The organism is Lysobacter antibioticus, from assembly GCF_000731095.1.
GTDB lineage: Bacteria > Pseudomonadota > Gammaproteobacteria > Xanthomonadales > Xanthomonadaceae > Lysobacter > Lysobacter antibioticus_B.
Genome location: NZ_JMTZ01000024.1, coordinates 1 through 18,655 on the forward strand (window position 1 = coordinate 1; position 18,655 = coordinate 18,655).

Consider the following 18,655-nt stretch of genomic DNA (forward strand, 5'->3'; position numbering starts at 1 on the left):
AAAAACGGCGCACGTCCTGTGCGCCGCCCTCCGGGTCTCCAGGTGTTCTCGCGAGTCCGGTACTGCGCCAAGCTCATCACGGCAACGGCAACGGCAACGGCAACGGCAACAGCAACCGCGTCGCGGCTCACGCCGCTCCTACAGGGGGAGCGGAATCCAAAGGGACATGCAAGAGAACCAGTGGCGGACTCAGGCGTCCGCCGAAGTCTTGGGCTCCGGCTTCGCCGCCATCTCCGGGCTGATCTTCTCGATCGTATGCCGCAACTCGCGGCCCAGAATGACCTTGGCGTCCTTCGCCCAGGCATCCAGGCGCTGGTCGAAGGCGAGCTTGCCTTCGCTGTCGGGCCAGACCAGGCGGAGCTCGCGCAGTTTCTGGATGAAGCCGCGGAACAAGGTCTTGTCGAAGAACTCCGGCGCGGCCGGCGCGTACAGCAGCGACAGGCGCTGAGCGGCGAGCTGGCACAGGCTTTCGAGTTCGCCGGCCGACATGGTGCCGGGGCCGTTCTTCACCAGCACCGAAATGGCGATGTAGTAACGCTCGAAAGCTTGCTGCAAGGAGTGGCCGATCGCACGCAGGCGGAACACTTCGTCGGTCTGGCCGGCGTTGCGGGCGAGGATGCCGCCGTCGTCTTCGCTGACGCGTTCGAGCAAGCCGGAGCGGACGAATACGTCGACCGTGCGCACCAGGCGCTCGGCGAATTCGTCCTCGCTCCACGGCAGGAACAACTCGGCCTGCAGGAAGGGGTACACGCTGCGGCCCAGGCGCAACACGCCGGCCAGGCTCATGCGGCGGTTGTGCTGGAAGCAGCAGGCGATCCACGAAGCCGCGGTGAACAGGTGCAGGACGTTGTTGCGGAAATAGCTCAGCAGCACCGCCTTGTCGTCGCCGTCGACGCCGAGCACGTCGCCGAGCGGATGGGCGATGCGTTCGAGCACGTTGATCTCTTCGCCGTGGGCGACGATTTCCTGCGGCGTGTGCGGGGTGACGGTGACACGGTCGGAATACGGCAGCTCGGCCAGTAAGGTCTTGGACAGGGCGATCTGCGCGAGCAGGTCGGCCTCGCCCATCGCGTGTTTCGGCGTCGACAGCAGGGCCAGGGCGAGCAGGTTGATCGGGTTGACGTCGGCGGCGCGGTTGACGTTGACCTGGATCTGTTCGGCGACCGCATCGACCGTCGCCGACAGCCAGCTCGGCTTGTCTTCCTCGTCGAGCGGGCGGCCGTCCCACTCCGGGGCGTGCTGGGCGAGCATGTCGTTGAGCCGGATCGGCTCGCCGAAGTTCACCACCACCTGGCCGTAGTTGGAGCGCAGTACCTTGGGAATGCCCCACAGCAGCTGCCAGATCGATTCTTTTTCCTTCGGCTTGCCGGACAGCTCGTCGAGGTAGCTGTTGCCCTCCATGAGCTTCTCGTAGCCGACGTAGATCGGCTGGAACAGCACCGGCCGGGTCGGCTGGCGCAGGAAGCCGCGCACGGTCATCACGATCATGCCGCCCTTCGGCGGCAGCAGACGGCCGGTGCGCGAGCGCCCGCCTTCGATGAAGTACTCGATCGAATAACCGCCCGAGACCAGCTGGGCGACGTATTCGCTGAGGATCGCCGAGTACAGCGCGCTGCCGCGGATGCTGCGACGGATGAAGAAGGCGCCGCCCTTGCGAAGGATGGAGCCGACCACCGGCAGGTTGAGGTTGATGCCGGCGACGATGTGCGGCGGCACAATGCCCTTGGTGTAGAGCAGATAGCTCAACAACAGGTAGTCCATGTGGCTGCGATGGCAAGGCACGTAGACGACTTCGTGGCCGGGCGCGTCCTGCTTGAGCTGGTCTAGGTGATGCACCAGCACGCCGCGGTAGATGCGGTTCCACACCGGAGTCAGGATGAAGCTCAGCGAGCGCACCACCGGATGCGAATAGTCGGCCGCGATCTCGTAGGCCATGGCGTGGGCTTTCTTCCACGCTTCGGTGCTGTTGCTGCTGTCGCGACGGGCCTGGTCGGCGATCGCGTCCTTGACCGGTTCGGAAGCGAGCACGCGGTCGATCAGCATGCGCCGGGTCGACAGGTCGGGGCCGATCACCGCCGCGCGGATGCGGCGGAAGTGGGTGCGCAGCACGCGCGAGAGTTTGCGCACGGTGCGTTCGGACGGCAGGCCTTCGTCGACGATGCCGCGCAGCGACACCGGCGGCGAGAACCGCACCGTGGTGTGGCGGCCGTTGAGGGCGATCGCGAGCAGGCGGCGGAAGCGGCCGACCAGGGTCCAGTTTTCCGAGAACAACACCGAGAACCAACCGCTGCTGCGGTCCGGCGCGCGGCCGACGAAGATCGATACCGGCACCAACTGCACATCGAGCGCGGGGTCGTTGCGATGCGCGTCGAGCAGACGCGCGAGCGAACCGGAGTGAGTCTTGGCCGAGGGCGGACCGGACGGCGCCAAGGTGCCGGCGTGGCGCCGCGACAGCGCGACATAGGCGCGCTTACGGCCGAGCGGGTCGCCCGGCAACGGCTGCAGCGGCGACGGCAGGCCGCTCTCGCGGCAGGCGCGTTCGAGGATCAACGCATTCGACAGACCGTAGTCTTCGAGCACGTAGCAGACCGGGCGGCCGTGCCACTCCTCGGCGATATGTTCGGACGGCGCCTTCGGCTCGATGGTCAGCGACACCCACGGCGCCATGATCTTGCCGAGCAGGCGCGCCCACCACGGGCGATGCGCCGGCGGCGCGCCCGGACGCGACTCGCCCGCAGCCGCAGGCGGCGCGGCGATCGGCAGTTCGGGCTGATCGGGCTCGGGCTCGGCGGGCGCAGGCGAAGCGGCGAGCGCAGGCTCGGGCTGGATCTCGTCGGCGGCTTCGGCGACGCGCTCGCTCATGGATTCGGCTTCGACGGCAGGTTCGACGGTGGACTCGACCTCGGGCTCGAACGCAGGTTCGGCGAGTTCGTCGGCGATCGCACTCGCGCGCTCGTCGGACGCGGCGGCCGCTTCGGCATCGACCGGCCCAGCAGGCACGTGTTCGGCGGAAGGATCGGCGGCAGCGGCCGGGTCCGAGGCGTCGACCGGCGTGCGTGCGGAGTCGGCCGAAGCGGCGTCGGGGAAAGGCAGGGGCGTTTGTTTCGGCATCCCGATCATTATGCCTATTCGGCTTCGGCGCGCGCCTGACCTATCGGGCCGCCTGAACCGGGCCGTTCGAACCGGCCCCGCAATTACGCCGGCCGCCGCGAAACCCAGGCGGAGCCAGGCTCAGCGCGCCGGCGCGGGTGCGGCCGGAGCGGTCGCTGGCGCCTGTTTGCTGTTGGCGGGGGCGGTCGCCTGCGACGGCTTGCCCTTGACCGGGGCGGTCGCCTGCTGCGGCTTGCCCTTGGCCGGAGCATTCGCCTGCGACGGCTTGCCTTCGGCCGGGGCATTCGCCTGTAGCGGCTTGCCTTCGGCCGCCGCCGGCGGCTCCACCCGCGTCGGCTTCGGCGGTGCCTGCGCTTCGGTCTCGGCGTGACGCAGCACGTCGCTGAGGTACCAGCGGCCGTCGCGGCGCTCGACCAGCACGTAGGCATCGACCGCTTCGCCGGCGAGTTCGTAACGCACCCGCACCCGCGCGGTGTCGCCGGTCTGCTCGGCCAGGCTGGTCTGCACGCTGGCGAGAGCGGCGTCGAGGTCGAGGCCGTAGCCGTTCACGACCTGCTTGAGCCGCTCGACGAAGGGCCCGAGCCGACGCAGGCTGCGGTCCATGCCGGTGCGGGCGAAGGCGTCCGGCGCCGCCAATCCGGTCGCGCGCGCGGCCGATACCAACTGCGGAATCGCCACCCGCGCCCGCACCGAATCGCCCAGCGGCGCGCCCTGCGCCCAAGCGCTCATCGCCGCGATCAACTGGGCATGGTGGTCGCGCTCGGTGTCGCTGTAGCCGGCCTCGCTGCGCACGTACTGAATCGCGAACAGGCCCATGGTCTTGGCCGCCGAATGCAATTCTTTGTCGGCGCCGGCGAACTGGCGACGATAGGTCGCGACCAGGGTGCGCTCGGCGTCCTGCGCGGCCAGCGCGGCGATGAAGCTCGGGAACCGGTCGTCCAGCGGCAGCTCGGTCAGCGGCCAGACCGTGCGGCCTTCGCGCCAGGCCGTCTCTAGGCGGGCATGCAATTGCGGCGGCACGGCATGGCGGGCGTAGGCGGCCAGGTCGTTGCGGCGCAGATCCGCGACCAACTGGGTCACGGCCTGTGCCGGCAGGGTCGGCACCGGATCGGCGGGCGGCGCTTCGCGCTCGCAGCCGGCCGCCGCCAACAGGGCAACGGTCGACAACAGCGCGGTGCAGGCGCGTCGGACGATGGACATCGGGTGCGGCTCCCCAGTCGCGGACGGGCATCTTGGCGGCGCACTCCGGCCGACACAAGCCGTTCACCCGGGCACCACCAAGAAAGCACACTAGTTGACGCATTACGTCGACTAGCGCTCATTTTCGGCGTGACGATAAAACCGTGATTTACATCACAAAAATAGATCTGAATGGGCCTTAGCACATATTCGTGACTGCGATCACTCTGTGTCCGTTTATGTCCGACTACTGTGCCCTGAATGGCATGTTTTATGCGTTCTTAACAGGCAGATCCGGCAAAAACGCCGGACCGTCAGAGCGCGATCAGCGCAGGAGCATCGATCCATGCGTCTTTCCCCGACCCGTCTGCTCGCAGCCATCCTCGTAGCCGGCATCGCGCCGGCCTACGCCGCCGATGACACCACCCAGTTCGACGTCACCATCACCATCACCAGCACCTGCGACATCCACACCGTCGCCGCCACCGACGTCAATTTCGGCACGGTCGCCTCGACCGCGACCAACGTCGACCAGCAGGGCCAGCTGACCGTGAACTGCACGCCGGGCACGGCCTATACGATCGCACTCGACAACGGCCAGAACGGCGCCGACGTCAACAGCCGCGCGATGAGCGACGGCACCAATGAAGTGCCCTATCAGCTCTATCGCGCCGCCGCGCGCGGCGCCGGCGACGTCTGGGGCAGCACCACCGGTGGCGGCGGCAACGTCCTTGCAGGCAGCGGCACGGGTGCGGCCCAGAACCTGCCGGTCTACGGCAGGGCGCCGAGCGCCAACTTTCCCGCTGCTACTTACAATGACGTGGTAACCGCCACGGTGACCTACTGACCGGACAGGGAGAGATGAGCGGCCGCCGGCTCCTGCATGCCGTCCGTGCCGCTCTCGCCGTCGCGGCCGTATGGGGCGTGCTCGCGATGGCACCGGCGGTTGCGGCCGGGCTCCAGGTCACGCCCACCTCGCTGACTCTGCAGGCCAAGCAGAGCGCCGACGGCCTGTGGCTCAGCAACACCGGCAGCAAGCCGCTGCAGGCCCAGGTCCGCGTGTATCGCTGGATCCAGGAAAACGACGAGGAACGGTTCGAAGCGACGCGCGCGTTGGCGATCAGCCCGCCGATGCTGGAACTGGCGCCGGGGGCGCGGCAGTTGGTGCGGGTGATCCGGCTCGGTGCGCCGCCCACCGCCGAAGAAAGCTACCGGCTGATCGTCGACGAACTGCCGCCGGGCGATCAGGACCGCCCGGCCGGCCTGCAATTCGTACTGCGCTATTCGGTCCCGGTGTTCCTCGCTCCGGCGGGGGACGCGGCCCTCGCACCCGAGCTGCGCGCGCAACTGAGCTTCGAAGGCGAGCAAGCGCGCTTGAGCGTGCACAACCGCGGCGGCCAGCATGCGCAGCTGGCCGATCTGGTATTCGTCGATGCGCAGGGAGGCCGTCATGCGATCGGGTCGGGCCTGTTCGGTTATGCCCTGGCCGGCCAGCGAATGCGTTGGCCGTTGGCGGCACCGACCGAGTTGCTGCGCGGTCCGGGCACGTTCAAAGCGAGGATCAATGGCGAATCGACCGAGCGGACGCTGGCGCTGGACTCGCCGGCTCGCTGAAGCCATGTCCGCCGGCCTGCTCCTGGCATCGCCTGCGAGCCATGCGGCGGAGCTGCCGCCGTTGATCCTGGCCCGCGCCGGCGAGAGCAATGCCGCCAGCGCACCGCTGCAGCTCTATCTCGAAGTCAGCCTCAACCACACCGCCTACGGCACGCCGCAACCGTTCGAGTTGCGCGAGGGCCGTTTGTTCGCCAGCGTCGCCACCCTGCGCCAGATCGGCTTCGTCCTCGACGGCCGCGGCGAGGCCGAATCGCTCGCGCCCGACAGCCTGGACGGCGTCAGCGTGCGCTACGACGCTTCGCTGCAACGCGTGGCGATCGATGCGCCGCTGTCGCTGCTGTCGTTGGCGACCACGCGCCTCAACGCACCGGGCACCGACATCCCCACTGCCAGCGCCTCGCCCGGCCTGTTGTTCAACTACGATCTTTACAGCAGCCGCGACGACCACAGCGACAGCACCAGCGCCTTCGCCGAACTGCGCCTGTTCGGGGCCGGCCGCGGTGTCTTCAGCCAGACCGCGGTCACCCGCAGCCAACGCAACGAGGACGAACCGCGGCGGACCGATTCGGTGCGCCTGGACAGCAGCTGGCGCTGGTCCTCGCCGGCCTCGATGATCAGCGTCAGCGTCGGCGACGTGATCAGCGGCCAGCTCGACTGGACCCGGCCGCTGCGCCTGGGCGGCGTGCGCATCGGCCGCGACTTCGGCCTGCAGCCGTACCGCATCACCACCCCGCTGCCGACCTTCGTCGGCGAAGTCGCGGTGCCGTCGGCGGTGGACCTGTACGTCAACGGCATCCGCCAATACAGCGGCGAACTGCCGCCGGGGCCGTTCCAGCTCGCGACCATCCCCGGCATCACCGGCGCCGGCAACGCGCAGTTGGTCGTGACCGACGCCTTCGGCCGCACCCGTCAACTCGACTTTCCGTTCTATGCCGCGCAGCAACTACTCGCCAAAGGCCTGTCGGATTGGTCGCTGAGCCTGGGCCTGGCGCGCGAGGACTACGCATTGCGTTCGTTCTCCTACGGCAGCGAACCGCTGGCCAGCGCCGACCTGCGCTACGGCGTCAGCGACGCGTTCACCGTCGAGGCGCATGCCGAAGGCGGCGACAGCGTGGTCAACGGCGGGCTCGGCGCGATCTGGTTGCTCGGCGGCGCCGGCGTGTTCAGCGCTTCGCTCGCGCACGGCCAGGACCGCAGCGACTCCGGCTGGCTGTACGCCGCCGCCTACAACTGGAGCAACGGCCGCTTCAACATCGCCGCCGACACCCAACGCACGCATGGCGAGTACCGCGACGTCGCCTCGCGCTATGGCCAAGCCCCGGCGCGGGTCAGCGAACGCGCGGTGGCGAGCTGGAACGACACCCGCCTGGGCAGCCTGGGCCTGAGCTACGTGCGCCTGATCTATCGCGACGAAACCCCGGCCCGCTACGCCAGCGCGACCTGGAGCCGCAACTTCAAGAGCGGCGCCTCGCTGAGCCTGTCGTACAACCAGAACCTGGACCGCTCCGAGGACCGCAACCTCTATCTCGGCTTCTCGATGAACTTCGACCGCAGCCTGCAGCTCAGCGCTTCGCTGCAACGCAACCGCGGCCGCGACCAGGCCGTGCTCGACCTGAGCAAGCCGCTACCCGGCGACGGCGGCTTCGGCTGGCGCCTGCAGGCGCGTGGCGGCGACGGCGAGGAAGGCGGCCTGGCCGAAGCCGGCTGGCTGACCGGGTACGGACGCTACAGCCTCGGCTACGCGCGCCAGGGCGACATCGACTACGGCTATGCCAGCGCGAGCGGCTCGCTGGTGTGGATGGGCGGCCATGTCTTCGCCGCGCGCAACGTCAGCGATGCGTTCGCGGTGGTCTCGACCGATGGCCGCGCCGACGTGCCGGTGCTGCTCGAAAACCGCCCGATCGGCCGCACCGACCGCGACGGCATGCTGCTGGTCACGCCGCTCAATGCCTGGCAACGCAACCGCATCGCCATCGACCCGATGGAACTGCCGGCCGACCTGCGCCTGGACCGGGTCGAAGTGCAGGCCACGCCGCAGGACCGCTCCGGCACGCTGGTGCGTTTCGCCATCGAACAAGTGCGCGCCGCGGTGCTGGTGCTGCACGACGCCCGCGGCGAAGCGTTGCCGGTCGGCAGCCGCGTGCACCTGGATTCGGGCGGCAACGCGGTCGTCGGCTACGACGGCGAGACCTATCTCGACAGCCTGCAAGACCTCAACACGGTGCGCGTCGATACCGCCGACGGCCCCTGCAGCGTGCGCTTCGAGTATCCCGCCGGCGGCGGCGTGCCGCGCATCGGCCCCTTGATCTGCCAGACGCAGGTATCACCATGAATCGCCTGCAGCTCGCTGGGTTGTGCCTCGCCTTGATGTTGTCGCTGTTCGCGCGTCCTGCATCGGCGGCGACCACCTGCACCGGAACGATGACCAATCTGAATTTCGCACCGATGACCGGCGGCGTCATCGATGCCACTGCATCTTTCAGCGTTACCTGCTCGACGTTCGGCTTGGCCGTGCTCGGGAACGCCAAGGTCAACATGTGCGTGAGCATCCGCAGCGGCACCGACGGCGGCAGCACGCTCAACCCGCGCCGCCTGATCAACACGTTCAACGACCCGATGAACATGCAGCTCTACACCGACGCCGCTCGCAGCGCTATCTGGGGCTCGCGCGGCAATGCCACCGTGCCCAATCCTTTGCTACTTCAATTCAATTACTCCGTGCCGGTACTTGGTGGAAATCAGACCCTAAACGCGACCTTGTATGGTCGGATTCCGGCCCAAACCGGGCTCAACGCGGGCACCTACATCAACCGCTTTACTGCTGCGGCCGACACGCTAATCGAGTTCCGCTACGATGAATCAATAATCGGCGGTGCCACCATGCCGACCTCATGCACCTCCGGCGGCAGCGGCGGCACCTCCAGCCAATTCCCCTTCACCGTCAACGGCTCGGTGCCGGACAGCTGCACGCTGACGCCCAAGCCCGTGCCCAACATGGCCTTCGGCAACGTGCCGGGGCCGATCACCTCGAACCTCGATCAGACCACCTCGATCGGCCTGGTCTGCAGCGGCCGCACCGCCTGGCAGATCGGCCTCAACAATGGCCTATACGCCAGCGGCGCGACCCGACGCATGCGCAACGGCGCCGGCCAGTTCGTGGTCTACGAGTTGTATCGCAACAGCCCGCGCACGCTGCGCTGGGGCAACACCCTCGGCAGCGACACCTTGACCGGCACCGGTACCGGCACGTCGCAATCGCTGCCGGTCTACGGCCGCGTCGGTGCGCAAGCGCCGAGCATCGGCAGCTACAGCGACACCATCACGGTGACGGTGACCTACTGATCGCGTCGCCTGTCGATCGCGAGGCAGGCACTTCGCGATGCGTGACCGCAAAAGTGCATCAAGGAAAAAGAAAAAGGAGGCGCGAGGCCTCCTTCAAACCGGCTTGCGCCGGAAGATTACGAGTTGTGGCATGGCCCCGGCTGGCACCGGGATGGGCGCAGCCTAACGCCGCGCCAAAGTTAATGCAACACCTGAAGTATTACGATGTAACTTATTGATTTTTATCGACCGATATTCGCCAGTACGCCTGAGACTGCGGTCACGGCGCCAGATCGAGCGCGGCGCGCTTGGCCTGGCGGCGGGTGTCGCGCGGCTGGCTGAAGTCGTTGTTGAAGGTCATCGCTTCCCACGAGCCGTAGCTCGGGTTCGGCAGCATCCACCAACGTTCGCCGAACCAGTCGTGGTACTGCTGCAGCAAGGCGTCGCGGCCTTCCGGGGTGTTGGCGACGACCTGGACGAAGTCGCCGAGCTGATCGCCGAACTGCATCAGCACGCGGTACTGGCGCCCGGCCAACAAGCGGCGGCAGTTCTTCTCGCTGCCGTTTTGTTCGCAGCCTTCGACCACCGTGCCCAGGCCGAGAAAAACCTGATCGTCGGCGACCGGCAAACCGGCGCTGCGCAGATTGGCCAAGGTGGCCTCCTTCAAGTGCACGGCGCGGTTGGACAGATACAGAATCGTGATGCCCTTGGCCTGCGCGGCCTTGGCGAAATCGACCACGCCCGGCAGCGGCTTGGCCTTTTTCTCGGCGACCCAGGCGTCCCAGGTGACCTCGTCGTATTCCTTGCCGTCGCGCACCAGGCGCGCCTGGTAGGGCGAGTTGTCGAGCACGGTTTCGTCGACGTCCATGACCACGGCCGGCTTGAGGCCCTTGACCGGGTTGCCGCGTTCGTCGGGCACCAGCGCGTCCCAGTTGGGCTGCTTGAGCGCGGTGTCGAGCTTGTCCGCGGCGGCGCGGTAGACCGTTTCGGTCGCGGCGCGGTATTCGACCGAGCGCTGCATCCACAGCACCGCGTTGAGGTTGTCGTCGGCGCTGGACGCGGCCGGCGCGGCGGCCGCGGCGGCCTTCGTCTCGGCCGGGGCCGCGGGCGCCGGCGCGGCCGGCGGGGCCGCCGGCTTGCAGGCGCTCAGGGCGAGCGCGCAGGCGAGGACGGTCAGGGGCAAGGCGCGGGTCTGCATGCGCGGGCGCTCGGTCGTGGGAAGGCGGGGAGTGTAGGCCCCGCGGCAAAACCCTGTCGATTGCCGGCCCGACCGCGCCGCTTCAGGGCGCGGCGGCGGCCTGCGCCCACGGCGCCCGGCGTGTCAGCGGCGCTCGCGCGGCGGCGCCTGGGCGATGCATTCGACTTCCACCTTCGCGCCCAGGGCGAGCCCCGACGCGGCCAAGGCGCTGCGGGCCGGGAACGGCGCGCTGAAATGCTTGCGATAGACCTCGTTGAAGGCCGGCCACTCGGCGATGTCGGCCAGGAACACCGTGCATTTGACGACGTCGCTCATCGAAGCGCCGTGGCGTTCGAGCACCTGGCGGATGTTGCGCAGGGTCTGTTCGGCTTCGGCGGCGATGCCGCCCTTGGCCAGCGCGTTGTCGCCGCCGGGCACGGTGCCGATCTGACCCGACAGGAACAACAGGTCGCCGCTGCGCACGGCTTCGGAGAACGGCAGCTTGGCCGCGGCCGGATCGGGCGAGCGCAGAAACTCGGGCTTGCGCGCTTCGCCGGCGATGGCGCCGTGTGCGGCGAAGGCGAGTAGCAGCGATATCGACAGGGCCATGCGCATGAGCACTCTCCAGGATTCGTTCGGTGTCGGAATTGCGGTCGGGGATTCACTGCCGGGATGAGCGATGCCGCGCCTTTACGCCGGCACCGGCGCGACCTGCAACGAAACTTGCTTGCTGTTGCCGGCCACCCATTGCGTGCCGACTTCGCCGAAACCGTAGCGCGCATGGAACCGGCTGGAGGCTTCGTTGAACGGCACGATGTAGAACTCGCAGACGACCTGGGCGAAGCCGCGTTCGCGGGCGAACGCGAACAGATCGTCGTAGAGCAGGCCGCCGAGCTTGCGTCCGCGGTGGCTGGCGGCGACGGCGATGCGGTCGACGTACAGGAAAGTCGGATAACGCTCGGAGAACCACAGGTAGTTCGGGCTGTCGTAGTCGGCGCCGTCGCGAAACGCAAGCAGGAACGCGACCACGCTGTCGCCGTCGCAGACCACCCGGTGATACACCGACTGCCGGTCCAACTCGGCGAGCCGCTGCGCATCCAGCGGGCTCATCAAGGCCTCGGATTCGAGGTTGAGCGCGAGTACGGCCGTGTGATCGGCGGGGGTGACGTTGCGGACGATGAGGGAAGGCATTCCGGTTCTGACCCGAGTCTGAGAGAGGTTAGGAATTAGTAACCAGGAACTAGAAGTCCGCAAGCAACAGCGAGACGTCAGCACTCCCACTCGTTACTCACTCCTCTTAACTCACTTCTCGCTTCAAGTAGGCGTGCCGACCTCGTCCCACTCTTGTTCGTCGAACCGCAACAGCCAATTGAGCGCGTAATGGCGCTCGTAGACGATGCTCGGATGCAGATCCGCCGGCGGCGATTTTTCGTCGAGACGAGCCTGGCGGACCAGCCAATGACGGCGATAGACCGCATCGAGGGCGTCGAGCAATTCCGCCACCGGACGCAGTCGCGCCGCGGCGATGTGGGTTTCGTCGGCATGTTCGATTGCGGTCAGGGCGATCTCGCCGGCGTCGCAGATCGCGGTCGGCGGCGGCAGCGCCTCGGTCAGGCCTAGCGCCCATTGCAGCAGCGCCGCGCTTTCGTAGCGCCAGCCGTGGTTGGCCCAGGTTTCCTCGTCGGGTTTTTCCGCATCGATGAAGGCGCGTTCGGCCGGCGTCAGCGCGGCGACGCCCGGGCCGAGCTTGAGTGCGATCTCCTGGGTCGACAGCGGGTCGCTGCCCAGCGATTCGGCGCGCACCGCGACCGCGGTCAGCGCCAGCATGCGCCGCATGGTTTCTTCGGGCGTGCGCAGACGCACTTCGCCGGCGCCGAGCACCGGCGGCAGATGCGCCGGTACGTTCGCACCGAGCGCCTGCAGTTCGGCTTCGCTGCGCGCCTTGCGCTCGCGCGCGTCGGCCGGATACGGCAAGGCCGAATCGGCATCGACCGCCGGCTCGCCCTGGCTGACCAGCACTTGCCCGTCCGGGTCGCGCACCGAGCCGTCGGGCAGGAAGCAGACCGCATTCGCGGCCTGCGCCCACGAGGCCAAGGCCTCGAACGCGCCGTCCTCGACCTCGAAGCTGTAGTGGCTCTGGACCCGCTGCAGGTGGCGGATCACCGCGAAGGTGCGCGCGTCCATGCCCTCTGCGACCGTGCCGAGCACGTAACCGACGAAGCCCTGCAGATGCGGCACCAGTTCGGCGTCGCGGCGGTCGCGATAGGCGGGCGGCGCCTTGAGGAAATCCGGCGCCGGCGGCGCGGCGAGCGTGGAGTAGGCGTTGATCAACAGGGCCATGTCGTTGCGCGTTCGTGGACGAGTGCGGCAAGACTAGCCGATTCGGCTCGAGGGGGCGCGGCGACGGTTTGCGGTTTGCGCAGGCGGCCGGGGTGTTGCGCGCAAGAGCAAATCCCCCGGCGCAGCGGCCAACACGGCTGCGTTGGCGCGACGCCGGCGCCTGCCCCCTTTGTCAAAGGGGGCAAAGTTCTGCGCCTTCTGTAGTTCCGGCGTTACATCGGCTTGGTGTTGGCGCTGGCGTTGTGGCAACTGCCTGCGCCACATCCAATCCCAGCCGAACTATTCCCCCCTTTGGAAAAGGGGGCAGGGGGGATTTGCTCTTGTCTGCTGCAGAGCCCGCCCAACCCGAAATCCCGCTCAGCCGTTCTCCAGCAACGCCTTGATCGCCGCAAAGCCTGCGTTCGCGCGCTCGTGCTTGCGCGCCGCATCCGCGACCGGATCGGCGCCGTCGCGCTGCAGTTCGGCCGCGGGCAGTTCGTCGATGAAGCGGCTCGGCTTGAGGCGGATGCGTTCGCCCCAGCGCTGGGTTTCGCGCGCATGCGACAGGTACAGCGCTTCCTTGGCGCGGGTGATGCCCACGTACATCAGGCGCCGCTCTTCGTCGAGACGGCCTTCGTCGAGGCTGGCGTCGTGCGGCAGGTTGCCGTCTTCGACGCCGACGATGAACACGTAGCGGAACTCCAGGCCCTTGGCCGCGTGCAGGCTCATCAGCCGCACCTGGTTGCCGGCCTCGCCCTTGTCGGCATGCGACAGCAACGCCAGCTGCGCGGCCAGTTCGCCCGGGCCCGCGCCCTTGCCGCCGTCGAACCAGCCCGACAGTTCGCCGAGGTTTTCCTTGCGCCGCTGGAACGAAGCCTCGTCCTTGCACTGGGCGCGGATCGAAGCCAGCAGGCCGCTGCGTTCGGCCAGCACGCCGACCAGTTCGCCAGGGCTGATGCGCTGCGCTTCGTCGCGCAGGAAGCGCACGATCTGCACGAAGCCGTCGAGCGCGGTGCCGGCGCGCGGGCTGAGCTGTTTGATCGCGTTGATCGATTCGGCCATGCGCGACATCGGTAACTGCGCGTGCTGGGCCATCTCGGCCAACTTGGCCAGAGTGGTCGCGCCGACTTCGCGCTTGGGCGAGGTCACCGCGCGCAGAAAAGCCGCGTCGTCGTCGGGGTTGGCGATCAGGCGCAGCCAGGACAGCGCGTCCTTGACCTCGCCGCGCTCCAGGAACGCGGTGCCGCCGCTCAGGTGATAGGGCACCCGCAACAATTGCAGCGCCTTCTCCAGCGCGCGGCTTTGGTGATTGCCGCGGAACAGGATGCAGAAATCGGCCCACATCGCCTGGTTCTTCTGCGCCAGGTACTGGATTTCGGCGGCGACCTTCTCGGCCTCGTGGGCGCTGTCGCGGCATTCCCAGACGCGGATGCGCTCGCCGTCGGCCTGGTCGCTCCACAGGGTCTTGGGATGTTCGTGCGGGTTGTTGGCGATCAACGCGTTGGCCGCGCGCAACACGCGGTTGCTGCAGCGGTAGTTCTGTTCGAGCTTGATGATCTCCAGGCTCGGATAGTCCTTGCCCAGTTCCAGCAGGTTGTCGGGGTTGGCGCCGCGCCAGGCGTAGATCGACTGGTCGTCGTCGCCCACGCAGGTGAACAGGCCGCGCGGGCCGGCCAGGGCCTTGAGCAAGCGGTACTGGGCGTCGTTGGTGTCCTGGCACTCGTCGACCAGCAGGTAGCCGATGCGTTCGCGCCAGGCCAACTGCACCTCGTGGTCGGCTTCGAGCAACTGCACCGGCAAGCGGATCAGGTCGTCGAAGTCGACCGCGTTGAAGGTGGTCAACCGCGCCTGGTACATCTCGTACACCGTCGCCGCCTCGATCTCGCGCGCGCTGCGCGACTCGCGCATGGCTTCGGCGGGCGACAGGCCGGAGTTCTTGGCGCGCGAGATCAGGTTGCGCATCTCGTCGATCACGTCGGGCTTGCTGCCGGCCGGCAGCAGGTCCTTGATCTGGGCGTTGCTGTCGTCGCTGTCGAACACGCTGAAGCCGCGACGCAGGCCGAGCTTGGCATGTTCGAACTGGAGGAATTTCAGCCCCAGCGCGTGGAAGGTGCAGATGGTCAATCCGTCGGCGCCGTCGCCGCGGATCCGCTTGGCCACGCGCTCGCGCATTTCCTTGGCGGACTTGTTGGTGAAGGTGATCGCGGCGATGCGCTTGGCCGGCATGCGGCCGGACGCGATCAGGTGGGCGATCTTCTCGACGATGACGCGGGTCTTGCCGCTGCCGGCGCCGGCGAGCACGAGCAGCGGCCCTTCGGTGTTCAAAACGGCGGCGCGTTGGGGGGGATTGAGACCGTGCATGGAATGTCGGATCGCCGGCAAGGGCCGGTCAGGCCGCACAGTCTAACCGCCACGCCCGCGCCCGGACCGGGCGGCTGGAGTAGGCTAGGCGCCGCAGGCCCGGACCGCGCCGGGCCCTCGTCGGAGGTCGCCATGGAACGTGGTCTCGTCGTCCTGCTGGCTAGCGCCGGGCTGGCCCTGGCCGCCCTGGCCGGCTCTGCATCCGCCGCCGACCCGGCCACCGCCGCGCCGACCGCGGCCACGCCGGCCGAGGCGACGCCGGAGCAACTGGCCAGCGCCGAAACCGACCGCATCGGCCACCGCGATTTCGACGCCCGCCAGCGCATGTCGGCGACCCATCCCAACGAGCTGTGGCGCTTGTACGGCACCGACGCGGCCGGCCGCGGGCAATGGCAGGACGCCTCGCGCTTCTTCCGCCGCGCCGCGCGCTATGCCGACAAGTATTCGCAGCATCGACTCAGCCTGATGTACTGGCACGGCCTCGGCGTGGCGCACGACCGCGCCCTCGCCTACGCCTGGGCCGACCTCGCCGCCGAGCGCAGCTACCCGCAGTTCGTAGTGCTGCGCGAGAAGATGTGGCAGGAGCTCGACGAAGGCGAGCGCCAACGCGCCTTGCGGCAGGGCGTGGCGATCTTCGACGAATACGCCGACGAGGTCGCCAAGCCGCGCATGGAACGCCAGGTCGCCCGCGCCCGCAGCCGCATCACCGGCAGCCCGGCCGGCCTGACCACCGGCAATCTGCTGGTGTTCGCCTCGCGCGGCGGCTCGAGCCTTTTCGACCCCAGCGACACGCTCGACCTGCGCCCGATGTATGCCGACTGGCGCCTCGACACCCGCCGCTACTGGGCGGTCGAGGACGCGGTCTGGCAGAGCGGCGGCAACGTCGAGGTCGGCACACTGGAAAAGATCATGAGCAGCCAGCGTCCCTGAAGCGGAGGCCGACGCTGCGTCCTTCGCCCGGGCTTGCTACCCTCGCCGCCGCGCCGGGCCTCCGTCCGCGCGAACACCGGAGCGCATGCCGTGACAGGACGTCTGATCTTTTGTCTGTTCGCCGCCTGGTTGGCGACGGGCTCGGCTTCGGCCGCGACGCAAGCGCCAATCGGCCCCGACCCGGCCGCCGATGCGGCCCTGGCCGACGTCGGCTACATGCACCTGCATCCCGACGTGGAGTACCGCCAGCTCGGCCTGCAGTCGTATCGGCGCGGACATCACGCCGTCGCCCTCGATCACTTTCGCCGCGCCGGCTATTTCGGCGACAAGCCCGCGCAGGGCCTGGTCGCGGAGATGTACTGGAAGGGCGAAGGCGTGGCGGCCGACCGCGCCCTGGCCTACGTGTGGATGGACCTCGCCGCCGAGCGCGGCTATCGCGACCTGGTCGGCCTGCGCGAACGCTACTGGGCCGCGCTGAGCGCGGCCGAACGCCAGCGCGCGCTCGAACAAGGCCCGGCGCTGTACCGGGTGTACGGCGACCCGACGGTCAAGCCGCGCTACGCCCGCCGCCTGCAACGCCTGCGCAACCAGATCACCGGCAGCCACATCGGCACCGACGTCGGCGTGCTGGCCGGGCAGCGCGACGCCTCCGGCGCGGTCGCCCTGACCGGCGGGCTGTACGCCGACGCCAACTGGAACGCCGAACATTACTGGCAACGCCAGGACCGCCTGTGGAAGCTGAAACTCGGCGGCACGGTCAACGTCGGCGACGTCGAGGCGATGAACCCGGAAGGCGCCGTCCTGCCCCCCGCCGAAAGCGAACCGAAGGACGAGGTCGCCCCCAAGGACCCGCCGCGTCCGCGTTGATGCGGTCGGCAGCGCATCCGGCGTCGACTGAACAGGCCGGACCGCGTCTTCGGCGCTCGCGCGCCGCACGTCAAGTCTGTGGCGGCGCCGCGGCGCGCCCTAAACTGCGGCCATGGCCAAGCTCTATTTCTATTATTCGGCGATGAACGCCGGCAAGACCACGACCCTGCTGCAGTCGGCGCACAACTACCAGGAGCGCGGCATGCGCGTGGCGATCCTGACCCCGCGTCTGGACGACCGCGCCGGCAGCGGCACGGTGGCCTCGCGGATCGGCCTGCGCGCCGACGCCGTCGCCTTCGACCACGATGCCGACCTGGAGCAGCTGATCCGCGCCGACATCGCCGCGCAGGGGCAACTGCACTGCGTGCTGGTCGACGAAGCCCAGTTCCTGAGCCGCTCGCAGGTCTGGCAACTCAGCGAGATCGTCGACGCCCTGCGCATCCCGGTGCTCTGCTACGGCCTGCGCACCGACTTCCGCGGCGAACTGTTCGAAGGCAGCCAATACCTGTTGGCCTGGGCCGACGAGCTGACCGAGATCAAGACCATCTGCCATTCCGGCAAGAAGGCCACCATGACCGTGCGCGTGGACGAAGCCGGCCGCGCCGTGCAGGACGGGCCGCAGGTCGAGATCGGCGGCAACGACCGCTACGTGTCGGTCTCGCGCGCCGAGTACAAGAAGGTCATGCGCGGCGAGGGCACGATCGAGCCTTTGCAGCAGTCGTTGCAGTTGTCGAATTAGGACGGCGGGGCGGCAGTTCGAGTACCGAAGCCTGCGCCGTCGTCGCCTTGACGCGGTCGCGGCTCGCGCCGCTCCTACCCAGAAGCGGCGTCGGCAAGGGTAGGAGCGGCGCAAGCCGCGACCGCGAACCCTCGACCGCCGGCGCCCCCTAGCAGCCTCGCCTAATCCACCAAGGCCGACCGAAAAAACTCGTCGAGCCGTTCCGCCCGCCCGCTGGCCGCCGGCAGCGACTGCCCCAAGGCCTGCATGCGTTCCAGCTCGGCGGCGAGGAAGTCGCTGATCGCCGGCACGCGCTGCCCTGCCGCGACCTCGGCGCTGCGGCGTTTGCGCGCCAACAAGGCCTCGACCGCCTCGCGCACCTCGCCGTCGGGCAGCAGCCGCTCCAACAAATCCTCGAACGCCATCGGCGGCGGTCCCTGCTCGCGCTCGATCCACTGGCAGGCCAGGACCGGGCGCAGCACGTACAGGTATTTCTTGGTGCGGATGGCGTCGCCGCCCAGGTGGGCGCGGAAGGTGCCGTGGGCCAGGCTGAAGTAGTGGTGCCAGGCGGCGATCGGCGAATAGAACTCATCGGCCAGGGCGCGCAATCCGGCGCTCAGCACGCCGTCCTCGCGGTAGACGATCGGCGAGCGCAACCACTCCAACAGGGTCGGGTTGGACTTCGACAGCAACCGCAGCACCTTGCGCAGGTCCCAGCCGCTGACGTCGAGCTCGTCGTCGATCGGCAGCTCGATCACGTCGCGCTGCGGCTCGCCCAGGCCGGTGCGTTCGTTGACCGTCAGGTACCACGGCCGGCGATGGACATAGACGAAGCGGGCGTCGTAGTCGCTGTCGGGCGAGGAAAACCCCCAGCCGCGGCTGCCGGACTCGCAGGCGTAGACGATGCGCACGTCGTGCTCGCGTTCGACCGCGGCGAGGGCGGCCAGCACCGCGCTCCGCTTCTCGTCCGAAACCGGATGGATGTCCTGGGCCGCGTCCGTGGAATTCATTGCCGTGGCATGCCGATGCGTGGCCCGGCAGCGTAGCGCAAACGCCGG

Annotated in this window: 15 protein-coding genes; 7 read left to right on the forward strand and 8 right to left on the reverse strand. The window is 68.5% G+C overall.

Annotated elements, in window-relative coordinates; translation table 11 throughout:
* Positions 1–189: 189 nt before the first annotated feature.
* Together plsB and EX88_RS0109545 are read right to left on the reverse strand one after the other, a co-directional pair.
* On the reverse strand, positions 190–2,862 hold the full coding sequence (gene plsB / locus EX88_RS0109540) for a glycerol-3-phosphate 1-O-acyltransferase PlsB (RefSeq protein ID WP_036148469.1): 2,673 nt from the start codon (positions 2,860–2,862) through the stop codon (positions 190–192).
* Between the two features lie 369 nt (positions 2,863–3,231).
* Positions 3,232–4,311 (reverse strand): hypothetical protein, encoded by a 1,080-nt coding sequence (locus EX88_RS0109545; RefSeq protein WP_051884836.1) that lies wholly within the window; start codon positions 4,309–4,311, stop codon positions 3,232–3,234.
* Positions 4,312–4,636: 325 nt separating this feature from the next.
* On the opposite strand from EX88_RS0109545, the gene EX88_RS0109550 reads away from it, so the two are divergent.
* Genes EX88_RS0109550 through EX88_RS0109565 form a run of 4 tightly spaced genes read left to right on the forward strand, consistent with a single transcriptional unit; the run spans position 4,637 to position 9,246 of the window.
* Positions 4,637–5,137, forward strand: a complete 501-nt coding sequence (locus EX88_RS0109550; RefSeq protein WP_031371773.1) for a Csu type fimbrial protein — start codon at positions 4,637–4,639, stop codon at positions 5,135–5,137.
* Between the two features lie 14 nt (positions 5,138–5,151).
* Positions 5,152–5,904, forward strand: coding sequence for a fimbrial biogenesis chaperone (locus EX88_RS0109555; protein ID WP_031371774.1), 753 nt, complete (start codon positions 5,152–5,154; stop codon positions 5,902–5,904).
* A gap of 4 nt (positions 5,905–5,908) precedes the next feature.
* Positions 5,909–8,236: a fimbria/pilus outer membrane usher protein gene (locus EX88_RS0109560; protein ID WP_031371775.1), complete on the forward strand. Its 2,328-nt coding sequence runs from the start codon at positions 5,909–5,911 to the stop codon at positions 8,234–8,236.
* A complete protein-coding gene (locus tag EX88_RS0109565) occupies positions 8,233–9,246 on the forward strand; it encodes a Csu type fimbrial protein (protein ID WP_031371776.1) in 1,014 nt (337 codons plus the stop codon). Before EX88_RS0109560 ends, EX88_RS0109565 begins: the two co-directional genes overlap by 4 nt.
* 259 nt (positions 9,247–9,505) lie before the next feature.
* On the opposite strand, the gene EX88_RS0109570 is transcribed toward EX88_RS0109565, so the two are convergent.
* From EX88_RS0109570 to EX88_RS0109590, 5 genes are all read right to left on the reverse strand, one after another.
* Entirely contained in the window at positions 9,506–10,423 is a 918-nt protein-coding gene (locus EX88_RS0109570; protein WP_031371777.1) for a 5'-nucleotidase, lipoprotein e(P4) family, read from the reverse strand.
* Positions 10,424–10,546: 123 nt separating this feature from the next.
* Positions 10,547–11,017, reverse strand: a complete 471-nt coding sequence (locus EX88_RS0109575; RefSeq protein ID WP_031371778.1) for a RidA family protein — start codon at positions 11,015–11,017, stop codon at positions 10,547–10,549.
* Between the two features lie 75 nt (positions 11,018–11,092).
* Entirely contained in the window at positions 11,093–11,593 is a 501-nt protein-coding gene (locus EX88_RS0109580) for a GNAT family N-acetyltransferase (protein ID WP_031371779.1), read from the reverse strand.
* 123 nt (positions 11,594–11,716) lie between these two features.
* Complete coding sequence (locus tag EX88_RS0109585; RefSeq protein ID WP_031371780.1) at positions 11,717–12,742, reverse strand: DUF4272 domain-containing protein; 1,026 nt, start codon at positions 12,740–12,742, stop codon at positions 11,717–11,719.
* A gap of 357 nt (positions 12,743–13,099) precedes the next feature.
* Positions 13,100–15,082: a UvrD-helicase domain-containing protein gene (locus EX88_RS0109590; RefSeq protein ID WP_031371781.1), complete on the reverse strand. Its 1,983-nt coding sequence runs from the start codon at positions 15,080–15,082 to the stop codon at positions 13,100–13,102.
* Between the two features lie 132 nt (positions 15,083–15,214).
* On the opposite strand from EX88_RS0109590, the gene EX88_RS25870 reads away from it, so the two are divergent.
* From EX88_RS25870 to EX88_RS0109605, 3 genes are all read left to right on the forward strand, one after another.
* Entirely contained in the window at positions 15,215–16,012 is a 798-nt protein-coding gene (locus EX88_RS25870; protein WP_051884838.1) for a sel1 repeat family protein, read from the forward strand.
* Positions 16,013–16,102: 90 nt separating this feature from the next.
* Positions 16,103–16,879 (forward strand): sel1 repeat family protein, encoded by a 777-nt coding sequence (locus EX88_RS0109600; RefSeq protein WP_152566193.1) that lies wholly within the window; start codon positions 16,103–16,105, stop codon positions 16,877–16,879.
* A gap of 112 nt (positions 16,880–16,991) precedes the next feature.
* Positions 16,992–17,618 (forward strand): thymidine kinase, encoded by a 627-nt coding sequence (locus EX88_RS0109605; RefSeq protein WP_031371784.1) that lies wholly within the window; start codon positions 16,992–16,994, stop codon positions 17,616–17,618.
* Between the two features lie 161 nt (positions 17,619–17,779).
* Here EX88_RS0109605 and EX88_RS0109610 read toward each other — a convergent pair whose 3' ends face one another.
* Entirely contained in the window at positions 17,780–18,607 is an 828-nt protein-coding gene (locus tag EX88_RS0109610; protein WP_031371785.1) for a nucleotidyltransferase domain-containing protein, read from the reverse strand.
* Positions 18,608–18,655: the final 48 nt, after the last annotated feature.